The organism is Cereibacter azotoformans (assembly GCF_021391315.1).
Classification (GTDB): domain Bacteria; phylum Pseudomonadota; class Alphaproteobacteria; order Rhodobacterales; family Rhodobacteraceae; genus Cereibacter_A; species Cereibacter_A azotoformans.
The window spans coordinates 17,865-34,550 of sequence record NZ_CP090024.1; the positions used below are offsets into that span (position 1 = coordinate 17,865).

The window sequence follows — 16,686 nt, forward strand, 5'->3', positions numbered from 1 at the left end:
CCCTGACGCCGCCCCCGGAGCGGGGCGGCTGGAGAAAGGCTAGGCGGACCAAGCGGCCCCCGGTTGTCCGATAATCGTCCGGCCCGACGGACATGCCGCGGACGCCAAGTCAGCCCTGCCGCATGCGCGGAATGCCGTGGCTGTCGAGCTTGAGATAAAGCGTCGAGCGTGCGATGCCGAGCCGCTGCGCCGCGCGCGAGAGGTTGCCCCCCTCGGCTTCGATCGCCTCGAGGATCTCAATGCGCTCCTTGTCGCGCAGGGTCTCGCCCGCAGGTCTCGGCGCGTGGCGGAACTCCGGCGGCAGGGTGCGCTCGTCGATCAGCCCGGTGGGCGACAGGGCATCGAGGGCGCCGATCAGGTTCTTCATCTCCAGCAGGTTTCCGGGCCACGGATGCGCCGCCAGCGCCGTCGTGGCCCGCGAGGTGAAGCGCAGCTCGCGCCGGTTGTTCTCGATGGCGTGGCTCAGCACCAGTTGCTGCAGGAGCGGCCGGATCTCGTCGGGACGCTCGCGCAGCGGCTGGATCTCGAGCCGCGCGCCCGCGATCCGGTAATAGAGATCGCTGCGGAACGCGCCCCGCTGCACCTCCTTCAGCAGCGGCCGGGCCGAGAGGGCGACGACCCGCATCCCGGCGTGCGAGACATCCTCCACCAGGTTCAGAAGCAGCTTCTGGATCTCGGGCGGGGCCTCGCCGGGACCGTTGAGGCAGAGCACGCCGTGCGATGCGCCGATCCGGCCATGGGCGAGGTCGTCGCAGAGCCGGCCCGCGATCAGCCGCGAGCAGTCGATCAGCTCGAACGGACCATCCGCCTGCGGACTGGCGCGGTGGATCGCCTGCGCGAGGAAGGTCTTGCCGACCCCGGTCTCGCCCTCGATGAGCAGCGCGATGTTGGTCTGCGCAAGCCTCTGGGCCTGCGTGCACAGGACGGTGCTCGCCGCTCCCGCCGCTCCGATCTTGACGAGGTCGGCGTTGGCATCCGCGGCATGGGCCCGGCTGCGCCGCAGCGAAATCAGCACACCAATGGCATCTTCGCCGGTCGCTATAACCTCGAGATCCGTGCCAGGCAGGCATTTCGACAACGCTTCGGTGATCGTATGCGGCGTCTGGTCGATCAGGTCCGGAACTCGGGCCCTCAGCGCCGTCAGCGTCTGGTCGTCGTCACAGAAGCGCGCGAAATCGTCTGTGGCAAAGACGTCCGCCCCGCTGCGGTCCACGATCAGCATGGGTTCATTGCCGCGGCGGAGACGCCGCAGGTGCAGCTGCTCCATCAGACGCTCGCGCTCGCGGGCGAGCATATGTGTCAGTTCGGATTCCACCTGCGCCGCCAGTGCAGCCGAAAGGGCAACGGCATTGTTTTGTGGAACATGGCTCGGCCAGGAGATGTCAACGAGCCCGAGGAGGCTGCGAGACCCGGCATCGCTGATCGGCGTCGCTGCGCAGCTCCAGCGCTGAATCGCTTCGCAGAAATGCTCGGGGCCCCGTACGGCTATCGGGCGGCCCGCCGCCAGCGCAGTGCCGATGGCATTGGTGCCGATGACATCCTCTGTCCAATGGCCGCCGAGGTGAAGATGGTTCTCGCGGCCACGCGCCAGTGTCACCTCGTCGCCCACGGCATCCAGAACCACCCCTGCCTGGTCGCACAGCAGAAGGATTGTGTCGGTTCCCCGCAAAAGGGTTCCCGCCTGTGCGAGCGCCGTCCGCGCTCCGCGGCGCAGCCGTCGAGACAGGGCCCGACGTGTAAGCAGCCCTTCCTCACCCACTAAAGGCGCATGTTTGCTGTTCTCGATCCGATACTTCGCGGATCGATTCCAACTCTGCAGCACCTCCTGGCGGATGTTGGGGGGGACGCGGCCGACGGCCACGAACTCCTCCCAGTCGCCCTTGCCAACGCTTGGCGCCGGTAATCCTCCCGGTTTAGCGGGATCCGGCCGTAGAATTCACGCGGCCATCTTCAGCTTCATGGCAGGTGTGACCCCGCCGATGCCCATGTTGGGGCGTTCGTTGTTGTAGTTCCAGAGCCATTCGGTGGCGATCTGCTGCACTTCCTCGATGGTTTCAAAGATGTAGAGGTCCAGCCATTCATGCCGGACCGTCCGGTTGTAGCGCTCGACGTAAGCGTTCTGCTGCGGCTTGCCGGGCTGGATGTAGGTCAGGGCGATGCCCTGCTTCGAAGCCCAGGTCATCAGCGTGGAACTGACGTATTCCGGGCCGTTGTCCACCCTGATCGCCAAGGGCTTGCCGCGCCACTCGATGATCTGGTTCAGCGACCGGACGACCCGCTCGGCGGGCAGCGAGAAGTCGACCTCGATACCCAGACCTTCGCGGTTGAAGTCGTCCAGCACGTTCAACAGCCGGAACTGCCGCCCATCCGCCAGCCGATCGGCCATGAAATCCATCGACCAGACCAGGTTCGGCGCCTCGGGCACGGCCAGTTCCTCGGGCTTCTCCCGCTTCAGCCGTCGCCGCGGCTTGATGCGCAGGTTCAGTTCCAGTTCGCAGTAGATCCGATGGACCCGCTTGTGGTTCCAGACGTGCCCTTTGACGTTCCGCAGGTGCAGGAAACACAGCCCGAACCCCCAGGTCTTGTGGACATTGGTCAGCCCGACCAGCAGGTCTGCGATCATCTCGTTCTCTTCGTCGCGCTTCGGGCTGTAGCGGAAACAGGTCTCGCTGACGCCAAACGCCCGGCAGGCCAGCGCGATGCTCACACCCTTCGTCGCCACCGCCTTCTCGGCCAGCTCGCGGCGCTGAGCTGGCCGCGTCACTTTTTTCCAAGGGCCTCGCGAAGCAGGTCGGCCTGCATACTCAGGTCGGCGAACATGCGCTTCAGCCGCCGGTTCTCGTCCTCGAGGGCCTTCATCTGGCTCATCATGGACGCGTCCATGCCGCCATACTTCGCCCGCCACTTGTAGAACGTCGCAGTGCTGATCCCATGCTCGCGGCACAGTTCGGCCACGGCCAAACCGCCCTCCGCCTGACGCAGCACGCCCATGATCTGGGCTTCGGTGAAACGGCTCTTCTTCATCGGAATCTCCTCGTCCATCCTGCCGAGAAAATTCTACTTCCGCATCCCTCTAACCTTGGGGAGGATTACCCGTGGCGTTGAACACACGCTGCGCAGCGGCCCGCAAGCCCTTGTGATCGTCAGCGACAACCAACTTCGCGCCGCGCAGGCCCCGCTCGGCGAGAGGACCTGAGGAAGTCTGTCCAGAACGTCTCCGCGTCGGAAGGCCCGGTGGCAGCGCCAAGAGCCTCGCGTGTGCCATCTTCATTGACCAGCCACTGGAGGTTGCTTCGTATGCGCCGCCTATGGCCCATTGAGTTCCCGGGTTCCGGATCGGGATGGGAGGGGCGAGTCTCGTTCTGAGGGTTCAGAAGGAGGCGACCATGCCGGATGGCGGTGAAGGGTTCGACGGCCGGATCGAGGTGATCCGGCGCACTCGTGGCTATCGGCGTTGGCCGGACGAGGTGAAGGCCCGGATCGTGGCAGAGAGCTTTCGCCCGGGCGTCCGTGTGGCAGAAGTGGCGCGGCGGCACGGGGTGCTTGCGCACCAGCTTTCGGCTTGGCGGCGGCAAGCCCGTAAGGGGCTGCTCGCTCTGCCCGAGGACGCGGTGGAGGGCCTGGAGGCTGCCTTCGTGCCCCTGACGGTGGAGCCGGAGTGTGGCGCCGGACTGGATGGCCTGTCAGGCGTGGTCACCATCGAGATCGGCGCCGTCATCCTGCGGGTTCCGGGTAACGTTCCGGCCGAACGGGCGGCGGCGCTGGTGCGGGCGCTGCAGGAGGCACCATGATCGTCGCCGGCCAGCGGCTGCCGATCGTGGTGGCGACCCGGCCCGTCGACTTCCGCTGCGGCCATCCGGCGCTGGCGCTGATCGTGCAGAACGAGCTGAAGCTCGATCCGCATTCGGGCGTGACGGTGATCTTCCGCTCGAAGCGGGGCGATCGGCTGAAGATTTTGGTCTGGGACGGCAGCGGCCTGGTGCTGATCTACAAGCGGCTCGAGCAGGGAAACTTCGCCTGGCCGAGGATCCAGGACGGGGTCATGCGGCTGTCCCGGGCGCAGTACGAGGCTCTGTTCGAAGGGCTGGAGTGGCGTCGGGTGGTGGCACAACGGGTGGCGCCTCCGGCTGCGGCGGGGTGACTCAGGCGGTCGTTTCCGACCTTGTTTTACTGGGGTCCGCGGCTCGGATCGGGTCGAAGGGCGCATGTCGCAGCCCCTCGATCTCAGCCGGTTTCCCGATCTTCCGCCCGAGGTGGTGACGGCCTTCCAGGCCCAGCATGCGGCTCTGGAAGCGGCCCGGTTCGAGGCCTCCGTCGAGCGTGCCGCGCGCCTGCACGAGCAGGCGGTGGTGGCCGAGAAGGACGCCTTCATTGCCGAGCTCAAGGAACTGATCGGGACGCTGGAGGGCCAGGTCGCGCAGTACCGGCAGGCGAAGTTCGGGCCGAAGTCCGAGAAGCTTGATCCGGCCCAGCTGGAACTGGCCCTCGAGGATCTGGAGACCGCCATCGCCGAGACCGAGGCGCGCATCGCCGCGGTCGAGGAGAGGATCGCAGCCAGCGCTCCCGATGCGGAGAAGAAGCCCCGCGCGCCCCGCAGGGCCCGTGCCCTGCCGGACCACCTGCCGCGGGTCGAACGGGTGATCGAGCCGGCCAACATCGTCTGCCCCTGCGGCTGCGGGGACATGGTCCGGATCGGCGAGGATCGAACCGAGCGGCTCGACATCATTCCGGCCCGGTACCAGGTGATCGTCACGATCCGCCCGAAATACGCCTGCCCGAAGGGGCGGATTGGCGTCGTCCAGGCCAAGGCTCCGGCGCATCTGCTGGAAGGCAGCTGGCCGACCGAGGCGCTGCTTGCCCATGTCGCCGTGGCCAAGCATTCCGAACACATGCCGCTTCTGTGATCGGGCGGGTTCGGTCAATGGCGATGACGGTCCAACGAGCAGGTCCATGCTTCTGTCCGTGGTCGGCGCGCCGCCACAAGATGCGGACTGTGGAGGTCGGGATGCTCCTAAGCTCTACCTCGGCTTCACTTCAGCCATGGGCAAATCCGAGCTGATCCCGTCCGTCGTCCCTACTCGGGACTTCACACCGTCGCCCAAAGGCGCCGGATCTCAGTGATGACGAGCACGTGGTCCTGGTGGCTCGCGGGGCCTGATAAATTTCGTCATCATGCTGCTGCGAGGTCCTGGGCCGAGGCTGGTGGCCGACCCGCCGCCCAGTATGCGGTTCCGGACTTCCACATCGCCAGCAGGATCGTTGCGAGCTTGCGGCTCACGGCAACGATCGCCTTCTTCATTGATGTCCGTTTCGCGATCCTCAAACCCCAGGACTTCAAGGGCGACATGACCCGCGCCCGCCCGAGAATGCTCGCCGCGGCCTCGAAGAGCATGACGCGCACCCGCGGATCACCGGCCTTGGTGATCCGTCCGGCGATATCAGTCTTGCCCGATTGCCACCTTCGCGGGGTCAGTCCCGCCCAGGCGCCAACATCCCTGCTGCGTGGGAAGCGGTCCGGGTCATCGACGGCACTTCGGAAGGTCAGCGCCACGATCACGCCCACACCCGGGGTCGTCATCAGCAGCCGTGTCACGGGATCGGACTTCGCGAGTGCCATGAGCTGGCCGTCGAGGCTGGCAAGTTCGTCAAGGAGCAGGGCTCGCACCCGCAACATGGCGTCCACGATGCCCTCGAGGAGCGGGTTTCCGGCGGCAAGTTCGCGCGCCCGGGCCTCCCACGTCTTCCGCGTCACAGATCCCATCTTCAGCCCGAAGGTCCTCAGCGCGGCGCGGAGCGAGTTCTCCGTCGCCGTCACTTTTTCTATGAGGAAGGTGCGCGCGGTGAGCAGAACGCGGGTCTCCTGGGCGGTCAGCGACTTCACGTGTACGCGCTTGAACCAGCCAAGGCGCACGAGCTGGGCGATGCCGCGGGCGTCATGGCGATCGGTCTTGACGCGCATCGCGGCGAAGGCCGCTCGGACGTGACGCGCCTCCATCACCGAGACAGAGAACCCCTCGCGGACAAGCCCCTCGTGGAGCCACTGGGAAAGGTTTCCGGCTTCGAGGCCGACATGCTCGATGCGCCGGCCCTGGTGCCGGATAGCCTTGGCAATCGCCTTCGGCTCGCTCGCAGCGCGTGTCTCCTTGACGATGCGACCGCCTTCGTCGACGACGCAGATGTGCGTCTCGTCGAGCGACACATCAAGACCCACGAAAAACTCCATGGCATGAGCTCCTTGATCGGTTGCGATGCAGGACAGGGTCTCAACGTCGACGCTTGGCGCAAAGCCCGATCAGCGCATCTCTGGGGCCTGTCGCGAGCGACCCTTCATCGCCAGCGCATGCGGCAAGCAGCGAACGACCCGCGCACACCCCGTCGCCGCGGCCCTCAGGGTGCTGCCGGCGACACCGACCTGCTGGCGGCGATCCGCGAGGTGATCGAGGTCTCGCCCTTCACGGGGAAAGGCTATCGCAAGGTCTAGGCGCGGCTGCGCTTCCGCGGCCTCCGGACGGTGGCGCGCCGGGTGCGGCGGCTGATGAAGGCGCATGGCCTGCTCGCACCCCACCGGCCCGCGCCGCGGGCGGCTCATCCGCACGACGGGACGGTGGTGACGGCGCGGGCGGATCAGGTCGGGGGCACCGACATGAGCGGGAACGTTCGCATCATGACGGATGGCGAGCAGCGACAGCGTGCCTCCGAAGAGGCGCGCGGTCGCAAGGATGTCGGGGGCTCAAGGCGAAGCGAAGATACCCGGCCGGATCGGCGTAAAACGGCCGGTATGGCGAATGTCTCTGCCGCCCGCCCCGTCAGGGCAGTTGTCACCGGTTCTGGATCTGGAAGTGTATCCTGAGGCGGGCGGGACAGGACGACGGGTTTGGCTTACTCACGGGAACGAAAGGCGGCGGTTCTTACGAAGATGCTGCCGCCGAACAACATGCCCCTGGGCCAGTTGGCCAAGGAGGACGGGATCAGTGTCGCGACGCTCGCCAAGTGGCGGGCGGAGGCTCGGGCGAAGGGCCAGCTCCTGCCGGATGCGAACGCCGGGCCTGAGGGCTGGACCTCCCAGGACAAGCTGGCGGCGGTGATCGAGACCGCTTCGATGAACGAGGCGGAGCTGGCTGAGTACTGCCGCCGCCGTGGCATCTACCCCGAGCACTCGCTGTCTGGCGCGAAGCCTGCGCGCGCGCCAACGACTGGGAGCGGGCAGCCGCGAGCCGGATCGCCCGCGAGACGCGCGACGACAAGAAACGGATCCAGCAGCTGGAGCGTGAGTTGGCGCGCAAGGAGAAGGCGCTGGCCGAGGCGGCCGCGCTGATGATCCTGCGAAAAAAGGTCGAGGCGATCTGGGACCGCAGGGAGGGCGAGGACGAATGACCTCAGCCCCGGATCGCCAGGAGATTGCCGCCCTCGTCGCTGCCGCCACGGAGGCCGGGGCCCGGCCCTCGGCCGCCTGCGCCGCAGCGGGCCTCAGCCCGCGCACCCTGCGCCGCTGGCAGGGCCCCGACGGCGGGATCCGCGAGGATCGCCGCCCCTCTGCCGACCGCCCGGCGCCGGCCAACAAGCTCACCGAGGAGGAGGGCGACCGGATCGTGGCGACCTGCGCCACGCCGGAATTCGCGAGCCTTCCGCCGAGCCAGATCGTGCCCCGGCTGGCCGACCGAAACATCTGGATCGCCTCGGAATCCAGCTTCTACAGGGTGTTGCGCGAGCGCGGGCAGAACCATCGCCGTGGCCGCGCCCGCCCCGCTGCGCGCCGGAAACCACCGACGAGCTTCGAGGCGAAGGGGCCGTGCCAGGTGTGGAGTTGGGATATAACGTGGCTTCCAGAGCCGATCGCGGGGACCTTCTTCTACCTCTACCTCATCGTCGACATCTTCAGCCGCAAGATCGTCGGCTGGGAGGTCCACGACCGCGAGACCTCGGAGTTCGCCGCACAGGTCCTGAAACGTGCGGTCTGGTTCGAGAAGTGCCTGACCAGCCCGCTCGTACTCCACGCGGATAATGGCAGCCCGATGAAGGGCGCGACCATGAAGGTGACGATGGAGCGGCTGGGCGTCATCGCGTCCTTCAGCCGGCCGCGGGTGTCGAACGACAATCCCTTCTCCGAGGCGCTGTTCCGGACCTGCAAGTACACACCCCGCTGGCCGACCCGGGGCTTCGCGACGATCGACGAGGCGCGGGCCTGGGTCCAGAGTTTCGTCCGCTGGTACAACACCGAGCACCGTCACAGCGCGATCCGCTTCGTCACCCCCGACCAGCGCCACCGCGGCGAGGACAAGGCGCTGCTGGCCGAGCGCCGCCGCGTCTACCAGCTGGCCCGCGCCGCACACCCCGAACGCTGGTCAGGCCAGACCCGCAACTGGCAGCCCATCGGCTCGGTCTGGCTGAACCCGGAACGGCCCGATGCCGGGCGCGGAGGCCATGGGTTCGCCGCCGCGCTCCCCCATCAAGCTGGCGGCGGCGGACCCATGGCCGGGTCGGCCGTACAGGCAGCCTGAAAACGAGAGACCGGGACAACTAGCTTGCCTGTGAATGTGGTATTCGCAGCCCTTGGCCGATCGTGTCCCGACGCTTGGTGTGGTGTAAGAGTGCCGACCCTCGGAGAGGTTCGAGCCTGATCAGGCAGCCACGGCGGGCAGCCTGACGGTTGGATTGTCGGCGACGCGGGCGAGCGTTTCAAGGCTCATGTATCTGCGGGCGACGGCCCATTCGTCGTTGGTCTCCAGCATCAGCGCACCGACCAGTCGGATGATGGCCTCGTCGTTGGGAAGTTAGGAGGATCAGAAATGCTTCCAGTGGAAGGATTTCCCGACCAACGCCGATGACATCGGCCCGGCGCTTGATCTCGCGGTTCACCCGCTCAAGGGGATTTGTCGAAGCGATCTGGGTCCAGTGCTCGCGCGGAAAGTCCATGTAGGCCAGCACGTCGTCCCGCGAAGCGTCCATCATGGCGGCAAGCTTGGGCTGCTTCTCGCGAAGAGCGTCAGCCACGACCGCCCATTGTGCCTCGGCATCAGCCTTGGTTTCCTGGGCGAAGATCGTCTTCAGCATGGCCGCCACCGCCGTGCGCTGCTTGGTGGGCGCGTGGGCGAGTGCGTTCCTCATCCAGTGGATGCGGCACCGCTGATGGGTGGCGTTGAAGACGCGGCGAGGTGAGGAGGATCAGGCGACCGTCCGGTGGACGGTCGACCCGACGAACGCGCGCAAGCCCTTGTGGTCGTCGGCGATCACCAGCTTCACTCCGCGCAGACCGCGGTCGGCGAGGCTGCGCAGAAACTCGGTCCAGAACGTCTCGGCCTCCGAGGAGCCGGTGGTCACGCCCAGCACCTCGCGCTTGCCATCCTCGTTCACCGCCACGGCGATTATAACGGCACGGCTGACGATCCGCCCGCCCTCGCGCACCTTCACATAGGTCGCGTCGAGCCAGAGATAGGGCCATGCGCCCTCGAGCGGCCGGGAGAGGAACGCGTTCACCCGCTCGTCGATCTCGCTGCAAAGCCGGCTGACCTGGCTCTTGGACATGCCGCCCGCGCCCATGGCCTTGACGAGGTCGTCCACCGACCGCGTCGAGACGCCATGGACATCGTTCGTCGGGCGGTCCTTCCACTGGAAGGCCCGCTGATCCTCCTCACCCTGGAACACCGCCACCAAGGCCTTCTCGGCCGTCCGGCGCGGCTCCAGGAAGCTGGGCAGGTAGCTTCCCTTCCGAAGCTTCGGGATCTCCAGCGCGATCCGGCCCGCCCTCGTGTCCCAATCCCGTTCCCGGTAGCCGTTGCGCTGCGCCTCCCGCAGCGGTGAGCGAGCACCCTTGGCGGCGCCGGTGCGCAACTCCACCTCCAGTTCCATGATCCGGTCGGCCGCGAAGGCCAGCATCTCGCGGACAAGGTCCGTATCGGCCTGCTTTTCAATCAACTCCAGCAGCGCCATTCTGTCGTCGGTCATCGTTCGGCGGCTTACGCGGCGCCACTGGCGCCACGGTCCGCCTCACCCTCGTGGTGGTTCCAGGTCTTGCAACCCGAACCTCTACCGAAGACCGGCGATGGCCCCCACCGGAACCACCGGCCGCGCGCTGCGCTACGCCGAGGGCTCCGCGCCCGGCCTCCTACACCAAGCCTTGGGACACGGCCCCGCGGCCTTGCCCAGGTGGGCGCGCCGCGTTCCCTTTTAATCCTCGGGACACAGCAACGCCCGGGTGAACCGATCACGCACCTGTCATCCCCGAGCAGCGCGCAGGCTGTCAACCGGAAAGCGAAGGCGTCGAGGCCCCGGTTGACAGAACCGGCCCCCCGCCGCATCGTCGCGGTGCCCTGGTTCCCGCGGTGATCCCGCGGGCGAAGAGGGAAGCCGGTGCAACTCCGGCGCTGCCCCCGCAACTGTGAGCGGCGAGCCATCTGCCATGCCACTGGCCCCATGGGCCGGGAAGGGGCAGCCGGCGTCCGAGCCGCGAGCCAGGAGACCTGCCGGGCCTTGACGACCATCCCGGGCGGCGGGCCCGGAGGCATGGGCCCGTGCGCTCGCGCCGGGATCAGCCACCCTTCCGCCTTCCGGTCAAGCGACCGAAGGAGTGGCCATGGAGCCGAAAGACACAACCCTGAGGCCTTCAAGGGCTTCACCAACCGCGACTGCCCGTTCCTGCCCTGCCATCCGGGGGTGAAGCGCGCGTTCAACTGCCTGTTCTGCTACTGCCCGCTGATCGCCTACGACTGCCCCGGGCCGTATGAGATCTATACCGACCGCAACGGGCTGGTGCGCAAGGACTGCTCGGCCTGTACCCTGCCGCATGACGGCTACCAGCAGTCGTGGAACTTTATCCAGAAGTGGCTGGAATTCCCGCAGCCCTGGTCGGGCCAGCCGCAGACCGACCCGCCGACACCGCGGCCCCGTCCGGCCGAGGGTGCGACCGAGGCCGTGGCCGAGGCACATCGCCGCCACCGCGAGGGCTGACGCCGCGAGGTGCGCCGGGTATGCCGCGGCCGAAGCGCCCCGGTGGCCTAGTGCGCCAGCCTCAGCAGCGCATCGAGATCGAGGTCCGCCTCGATCCCGTCGGCCAGCCGATCAAGCGCGGTCTCTATCCGCGCGGCGTGGTCCCCGGCCGATCCGGCGCCGCCCATGGCCTGAAGCCACCGGGCGCGGAAGGCCCCCGCGCCGAAGATGCCGTGCAGGTAGCTGCCCATCACCCGGCCGTCCGGCGACAGCGCGCCCTCGGGTCGGCCGTCCGGGCTCAGCCACGGGCGGGCGAGGCCTGCGCCCGTGGTCACCCCCATGTGCATCTCGTAGCCGGTCACCCGCGTTCCGCTGATCGCGTCTGTCGCGGTGATCTCGCAGAGCCGCTTGGCCGGGCCGATCACGGTGTCGATGTCCAGCAGGCCCAGGCCCTCGGTCTCGCCCGGCGGGCCCTCGATCCCGTCGGGGTCCGTGACGCGCCGGCCCAGCATCTGGAAGCCTGCGCAGATCCCGACCACCCGGCCGCCGCGGCGGTGATGGGCGCGGATGTCGATGTCCCAGCCCTCGGCCCGCAAGGCTTCCAGCGCGGCGCGCGTGGATTTCGCGCCCGGCAGGACCACCACGGCGGCCTCGGCGGGCAGCGGATGGCCGGGGCGCACCCAGTGCAGATCCACCCCCGGCTCGGCCGCCAGCGGGTCGAGGTCGCAGGCATTGGCCAGCCGCGGGATCTCGGGCACCGCGATCACCAGACCGCGGCCGGGCTGCCGCGCCTGATCCAGCGCCAGCGAATCCTCGGCCGGAAGGGCGCGGGCGGCCTCGGACCATCGCACGAGACCCAGAACCTGCCAGCCGGTCGCCTGCCGGATGTCGGCGGCAGCGGGTGCGAAGATCGCCGGATCGCCGCGGAACTTGTTCACGATCACCCCTGCCACACGCGCCCGCTCGGCCGCGGTCCACAGGAGATGATGCCCCAGCACCGCCGCCGTGACGCCACCGCGCGAGTCATCGGCCAGCAGCACCGCCGGCAGGTCGGCGGCCGAGGCCAGCCCCATGTTCGAGATGTCCTGCGGGCGCAGATAGCGCTCGGCCCCGCTGCCCGCGCCCTCGATCAGCACCAGATCGCGGCCCTCGCAGAGCCGGTTCAGGCTTTCCACCACCCGCGGCAACAGGGCGGGCTTCAGCCGCTGGTAGTCGGCCGCGGAAAGCCGCCCCTCGACCCGGCCCTGCACCACCAGCTGCGCGGTCACGTCGCTGTCGGGCTTCAGCAGCACCGGGTTCATGTCGGTGGTGGGCGCCAGCCCCGCCGCGCGAGCCTGCAGGGCCTGCGCCCGGCCGATCTCGCCTCCGTCCACGGTCACCGCGGCGTTGTTCGACATGTTCTGCGCCTTGAACGGCGCGACCTGCAGCCCCCGGCGGGCATAGGCGCGGCAGAGGCCCGCCACAGACAGGCTCTTGCCCACGTCCGAGCCGGTGCCGAGCACCATCAGCCGTCGCGCCCTCATCGCGCCAGCGCCAGCAGCGCGTCGAGGTCGAGGGTCGCCTCGACATGGGTCGCCAGCGCGTCCAGCGCCGTCTCGACCTGGCCCGCGTGATCGAGCCCCGAGGCCCGGCCCCCCATCGCCTCCAGCCAGTGCGCGCGGAAGCCGTCGGCGCCGAAGAGCCCGTGGACATAGCTGCCCATCACGCGCCCGTCGGCCGAAACCGCGCCCTCGGCCCGCCCGTCGAGGTCGAGCCACGGCCGGGCAAGGCCGGGGCCGTGCGTCACCCCCATGTGCATCTCATAGCCGGTGACGCGGGCGCCGCTGATCCGGTCGGTCGCCCCGAGCGTCAGAAGCCGCTTCGAACGGCCGATCACCGTCTCGACATCCAGCAGCCCAAGGCCCGGCGTCTCGCCCGGCGGGCCCTCGATGCCATCAGGGTCCGCGACGCTCCGGCCCAGCATCTGGAACCCGGCGCAGATCCCCACCACGCGGCCGCCGCGGCGGTGATGGGCGCGGATGTCGATGTCCCAGCCGTTCGCCACCAGTTCCTGCAGCGCCTGACGGGTGGTCTTGGAGCCCGGGAGCAGCACCACGTCAATTCCCTCGGGGATCGGTTCGCCGGACCGCACCCAGCGCAAATCCACCCCCGGCTCGGACGAGAGCGGGTCGAGATCGTCGAAATTCGCCACGCGGCTGAGTTGCGGCACCGCGATCCGCAGCCCCCCGCCGTCGCTGCGCAGGGGCCGCGCCAGCGCCAGCGCATCCTCGGCCGGCAGCAGCGTCGCGGCATCGAACCAGCGCACCACGCCCAGCAGCGGCCAGCCCGTCTGCGCCGTCATCACCTCGCAGCCCGGCGCATAGAGCGCGAAGTCGCCGCGGAACTTGTTGACGATATAGCCGCGGATGCGCGCGCGTTCCTCCTCGGTGTGCAGCATCCAGCTGCCGACGACCGCCGCCAGCGCGCCGCCGCGGTCGTTGTCGGTCAGCACCACCACCGGCAGGTCGGCCTCGACCGCCAGCAGCATGTTGGCGATGTCCGACCGGCGCAGGTGGACCTCGGTCGCGGCCCCCGCACCCTCGACAATCACCAGGTCGGCCTCGGCCGCCACGCGGGCGAAGCTGTCCATGATGGCGGGCATCATCAGCGGCTTCAGCTCGTGGTAATGCTTCGCCGGCCAGTTCCCCAGCGCGCGGCCGCGCAGCACCACTTGCGAGCCGACCAGCGCCTGCGGCTTCAAGAGCACCGGGTTCATGTGGATGGACGGAGCCACCCCCGCCGCCCGCGCCTGCAGCGCCTGCGCGCGGCCGATCTCGCCGAAGTTCGGCCCGTCCGGTCCCGGCGGCAGGTCGCTGTCGGCGGCGACGGCGGCGTTGTTCGACATGTTCTGCGCCTTGAACGGGGCAACCTTCAGCCCGCGGCGAGCATAGGCGCGGCAGAGCCCCGCCACCAGGAGGCTCTTGCCGACATCCGAACTGGTGCCCTGGATCATCAGCGCCCGCGCGCGCCGCGGCGGGGGCGGGTCGAGCAGCGGCACGTCGATCTGCGGCAGGGCGGGGCGGGGATGGTGGGTCATGCGAACTCCGGGGCGACAAGATGGAAGAACGAGCCGGTGACGAGCCCGCGGCGCGAGCCGGCCTCGGGCACGGGATTGCCCTCGGCATCGGTGACGCGGGCCAGCGGCGCGTCGGGCTGCGCAAGGATGGTGGAATATTGGAACTCAAGGCCGCGCAGCGCCGCGCCCGGCGCATGGCCTGGCATCGGCGCCAGCAGCTCGGCCCGGCGGTAGCCCAGATGCAGCCGCCGCCGCTCGAAGCTGGTGACGAGGCCGAGGAGGCCCGTCATCGTGTGGCGGGTGCCCGAGGCATCCACCAGCGCCTCGCCCAGCACCATGCAGCCGCCGCATTCGCCATGCACGGGGCGGCTTTCGGCGTGGCGGGAAAGGCCCACGCGGAAGGTCGTGGCGGCAGCAAGGCGGCCGGCGTGCAGCTCGGGATAGCCGCCGGGCAGCCAGACCAGATCGGCCTCGGCGCCCGCGTCCATCGCCCAGCCGTCGAGGTTGCAGGACGGCCGCCCCGCCGCCACCCGATGAAAGGCCGGGTCGATGTAGTCCGGCCCGTTCTTGAAGGGCTGCACCGCCAGCCCCGTCTCGCTGAACGCCCGCAAAAGCCCCAGCGTCACCGTGGTCTTGCCCACACCCGAACCGGGCGCGGCGATCATCAGCCCCGGCGGCAGCGGGCCGGGTTGCAATGCACCGGCCTCGCCCGCCGAGGGTATCCCGTCCTTCCGCATCCGAACCTTCCCGTGTCGGAGGAACGACGCGCGACGGCGGCGAGAGCCGGAAACCGGAACCCGTCGCCGGAACACCCCGTCCGGTCAGCTTCATGTGGCTGGCAGGTCTCCCGGCTTGCGGATCCCGGGCGTCTGCCCGACGGGCACCCCGCCTTCCCGGCCCTTGCAGGGCCAGTGGCATCGGGGCGACCTCTCCGTTCACGGTCGCGGGGGCGGCTGCGCCAACGGCCCTTGCAGACCGCATCGCATTCCCTTTTCACCCGCCGAGGCGGGCACCAGCCCGACGCTGCTGCGCTTCGAAATTGTCGATGTCAAATGGACGGATTGCCGCGGATCCAGGGCGCACATTTGACCGTACGATACCTGAACGGTCGGCGGCAGCCGCGCATCCGGTGCCGGCAACCTGCTGTGGACATTGCGCGTGCGGCATGAGAATCTCGTGCTGATGGTGTTCGGCTCTCGCGAGTCGGATGAAAAGGGAATGCGGTGCGCCCTGCCGGGCAAGGCCGCAGCTGCCCCCGCAACTGTGAGCGGCGAGCGAGACCGGAAAAGCCACTGGGCTCTGGCCCGGGAAGGACCGGCCGAGCGGTGACCCGCGAGCCAGGAGACCTGCCATCTCCGGTGCCTTCGCGCACCGCAGTCACCTCAACCCGGGCGGGGCGCCCTGGGGCGGAGACCGCGATGAGCCTGACGCCACACCCGCGATCACCGTTGTCGACCAGCGCTCCGCCACCTGCGCGGAGGGCGCATCGTTGCTCGAACTGACAATCCATCAACTTCATGCCGATGTCCCGCCCGAACGGGCGCGCGAACTTGCGATGCTCGGCTACATGCAGTGGCTCGGCGGACTGCCGGCCGGTGCAAGCTACGTCGCCGAGGCTTGCCGGGCACTGGCCAAGGCTGCGCCCTTCGTTGCCACGGCACCGGGCGTGCAGGCGTTCTGCACCATTCTCGCCCTGTCGATCGCAAGGCCGCTGGCGCCGCTGGATCTCGCGCTTCCCGCCTCACGCCGTCGCGGCGGCGCGCGGATGCGCCGTGCGGCGCTCTGATGGCAGAACCTCGAGGGACACTCGAGGGACAGAGGAAGCCAGCCGCGCCAGCCTGACAAGTCTCGGCTGCGCCCGCAGCGGCGAGGAGATCGGCCTCTGGGCGGCGCCTCGGAGGCCGAGCGAGCGGCGATCTGAAACGCGCTGCCGGCGAGGTGCGACGCGCTCGGGATCGCCTGCCGGCGCCTGCCGCTGGGAGCGCAGGAGATCCGTGACTTCCCGGCTTGCCGGCGTGCTTCGCCCGCGCGACCGCCAGCATCGGCTCGGAGAAGTCGAGCGCAGTCACGTCGTGGCCAAGGTCGTGGACCAGCCGCGTCACTTCGCCGGTACCGCAGGCCAGTTCCAGCACTCGTGCGGGCGCGGGACCGAGGTGGTCACGCATCGGCTGCGCCCAGGCGTGCGCCTCCGGTCCCGGCGCGATGCGATGGCCGAAGGCGAGGTCGAAGGTCGCCGACCGCCGCGACCAGTAGTCCCTTATGTCCTCGACGAGGTCATGGTTCGCCTTCATTCTTCCCCCTGTGCGAGGATCGCCTCGAACCGGTCCCGCGCGCGCGCCGGCAGGTCGTCGGGCAGCACCGGGGCGGGCGCCTCGCCCACCTCGATCAGCATGACCATCCCCATGGCGAAATGCGGGCTGCACTTGATGCCGTAGACCCCGGGCACGTTCACCGTCACGGTGAAGTCCTCGTTGATCCGCGACTTGAACGGCTCGGCGCCGTCGGGGATCATGCCGTCGATGGTGGCGGCGTTGTGGCTGGGCTGGGCGGGAAGGAATCGCACGGCGTCGCCCGGCGCGAGGCTCAGCCGGTCGGGTTCGTAGATCATCGGCCCACGGTCGTTGCGGTTGAACATGCGGACCTCGTGGGTCTCGGCCCAGGCCGGAGAGGCGAGAAGGGCGGCGAACAGCAGGGCTGCGGGTGTCATC

11 protein-coding genes, 6 pseudogenes and 3 riboswitches are annotated in these 16,686 nt (G+C 69.0%); of the genes and pseudogenes, 7 read left to right on the forward strand and 10 right to left on the reverse strand.

The genetic code is table 11. The features are described from left to right. Positions 1-109 precede the first annotated feature (109 nt). The 3 genes and pseudogenes from LV780_RS20925 to LV780_RS20935 form a co-directional block, all read right to left on the reverse strand. Positions 110-1,861 carry a sigma-54-dependent Fis family transcriptional regulator gene (locus tag LV780_RS20925; protein ID WP_233864336.1) on the reverse strand — a complete coding sequence of 584 codons (1,752 nt, stop codon included), beginning with the start codon at positions 1,859-1,861 and terminating at the stop codon, positions 110-112. Between the two features lie 75 nt (positions 1,862-1,936). After that, a protein-coding gene (locus tag LV780_RS20930; RefSeq protein WP_117345046.1) for an IS3 family transposase occupies positions 1,937-3,024 on the reverse strand; the annotation gives its coding sequence in 2 pieces (ribosomal slippage) (positions 1,937-2,763 and positions 2,763-3,024; 1,089 coding nt in all). A 70-nt stretch (positions 3,025-3,094) separates the two neighbouring features. Then, positions 3,095-3,275: pseudogene (locus LV780_RS20935) on the reverse strand (transposase); the annotation flags it as partial. Positions 3,276-3,386: 111 nt separating this feature from the next. Here LV780_RS20935 and tnpA point away from each other — a divergent pair. The 3 genes and pseudogenes from tnpA to LV780_RS20950 all read left to right on the forward strand — a co-directional run. After that, the gene (tnpA, locus tag LV780_RS20940; protein WP_044247894.1) at positions 3,387-3,791 is read left to right on the forward strand and encodes an IS66-like element accessory protein TnpA; all 405 of its coding nucleotides are present in this window, start codon (positions 3,387-3,389) and stop codon (positions 3,789-3,791) included. After that, positions 3,788-4,141: an IS66 family insertion sequence element accessory protein TnpB gene (tnpB, locus tag LV780_RS20945; RefSeq protein WP_108221760.1), complete on the forward strand. Its 354-nt coding sequence runs from the start codon at positions 3,788-3,790 to the stop codon at positions 4,139-4,141. Before tnpA ends, tnpB begins: the two co-directional genes overlap by 4 nt. A gap of 64 nt (positions 4,142-4,205) precedes the next feature. Beyond that, positions 4,206-4,898 (forward strand): annotated as a pseudogene (locus tag LV780_RS20950) (IS66 family transposase); the annotation flags it as partial. Positions 4,899-5,170: 272 nt separating this feature from the next. Here LV780_RS20950 and LV780_RS20955 read toward each other — a convergent pair. Next, positions 5,171-6,223: an IS110 family RNA-guided transposase gene (locus LV780_RS20955; protein ID WP_108222804.1), complete on the reverse strand. Its 1,053-nt coding sequence runs from the start codon at positions 6,221-6,223 to the stop codon at positions 5,171-5,173. Positions 6,224-6,226: 3 nt separating this feature from the next. Here LV780_RS20955 and LV780_RS20960 point away from each other — a divergent pair, with 3 nt between their 5' ends. Continuing rightward, positions 6,227-6,481: a hypothetical protein gene (locus LV780_RS20960; protein ID WP_181969631.1), complete on the forward strand. Its 255-nt coding sequence runs from the start codon at positions 6,227-6,229 to the stop codon at positions 6,479-6,481. 435 nt (positions 6,482-6,916) lie between these two features. Next, positions 6,917-8,405 (forward strand): annotated as a pseudogene (locus LV780_RS20965) (IS3 family transposase); the annotation flags it as partial. 213 nt (positions 8,406-8,618) lie between these two features. On the opposite strand, the pseudogene LV780_RS20970 reads toward LV780_RS20965, so the two are convergent. Continuing rightward, a pseudogene (locus LV780_RS20970) lies at positions 8,619-9,942 on the reverse strand (IS256 family transposase). Between the two features lie 349 nt (positions 9,943-10,291). Then, positions 10,292-10,479, forward strand: a riboswitch (cobalamin riboswitch). A 91-nt stretch (positions 10,480-10,570) separates the two neighbouring features. On the opposite strand from LV780_RS20970, the pseudogene LV780_RS20975 reads away from it, so the two are divergent. Then, a pseudogene (locus LV780_RS20975) lies at positions 10,571-10,944 on the forward strand (cysteine-rich small domain-containing protein). A gap of 47 nt (positions 10,945-10,991) precedes the next feature. Here LV780_RS20975 and LV780_RS20980 read toward each other — a convergent pair. Genes LV780_RS20980 through LV780_RS20990 form a run of 3 tightly spaced genes read right to left on the reverse strand, consistent with a single transcriptional unit; the run spans position 10,992 to position 14,715 of the window. Further along, on the reverse strand, positions 10,992-12,446 hold the full coding sequence (locus tag LV780_RS20980; RefSeq protein ID WP_108222743.1) for a cobyric acid synthase: 1,455 nt from the start codon (positions 12,444-12,446) through the stop codon (positions 10,992-10,994). Then, on the reverse strand, positions 12,443-13,999 hold the full coding sequence (locus LV780_RS20985; protein ID WP_108222742.1) for a cobyric acid synthase: 1,557 nt from the start codon (positions 13,997-13,999) through the stop codon (positions 12,443-12,445). Before LV780_RS20985 ends, LV780_RS20980 begins: the two co-directional genes overlap by 4 nt. Beyond that, on the reverse strand, positions 13,996-14,715 hold the full coding sequence (locus tag LV780_RS20990; RefSeq protein ID WP_108222741.1) for a nucleotide-binding protein: 720 nt from the start codon (positions 14,713-14,715) through the stop codon (positions 13,996-13,998). The genes LV780_RS20985 and LV780_RS20990 overlap by 4 nt, the downstream gene beginning before the upstream one ends. Positions 14,716-14,798: 83 nt before the next feature. Beyond that, positions 14,799-15,010, reverse strand: a riboswitch (cobalamin riboswitch). Between the two features lie 134 nt (positions 15,011-15,144). Then, a riboswitch (cobalamin riboswitch) is annotated at positions 15,145-15,346 on the forward strand. Between the two features lie 121 nt (positions 15,347-15,467). On the opposite strand from LV780_RS20990, the gene LV780_RS20995 reads away from it, so the two are divergent. Continuing rightward, positions 15,468-15,764: a hypothetical protein gene (locus LV780_RS20995; RefSeq protein ID WP_181318593.1), complete on the forward strand. Its 297-nt coding sequence runs from the start codon at positions 15,468-15,470 to the stop codon at positions 15,762-15,764. Between the two features lie 223 nt (positions 15,765-15,987). Here LV780_RS20995 and LV780_RS21000 read toward each other — a convergent pair. Both LV780_RS21000 and LV780_RS21005 read right to left on the reverse strand, forming a co-directional pair. After that, a pseudogene (locus LV780_RS21000) lies at positions 15,988-16,269 on the reverse strand (methyltransferase domain-containing protein); the annotation flags it as partial. Next, positions 16,266-16,685: a pseudoazurin gene (locus LV780_RS21005; RefSeq protein WP_108222740.1), complete on the reverse strand. Its 420-nt coding sequence runs from the start codon at positions 16,683-16,685 to the stop codon at positions 16,266-16,268. The gene LV780_RS21005 and the pseudogene LV780_RS21000, both read right to left, overlap by 4 nt. Position 16,686 lies beyond the last annotated feature (1 nt).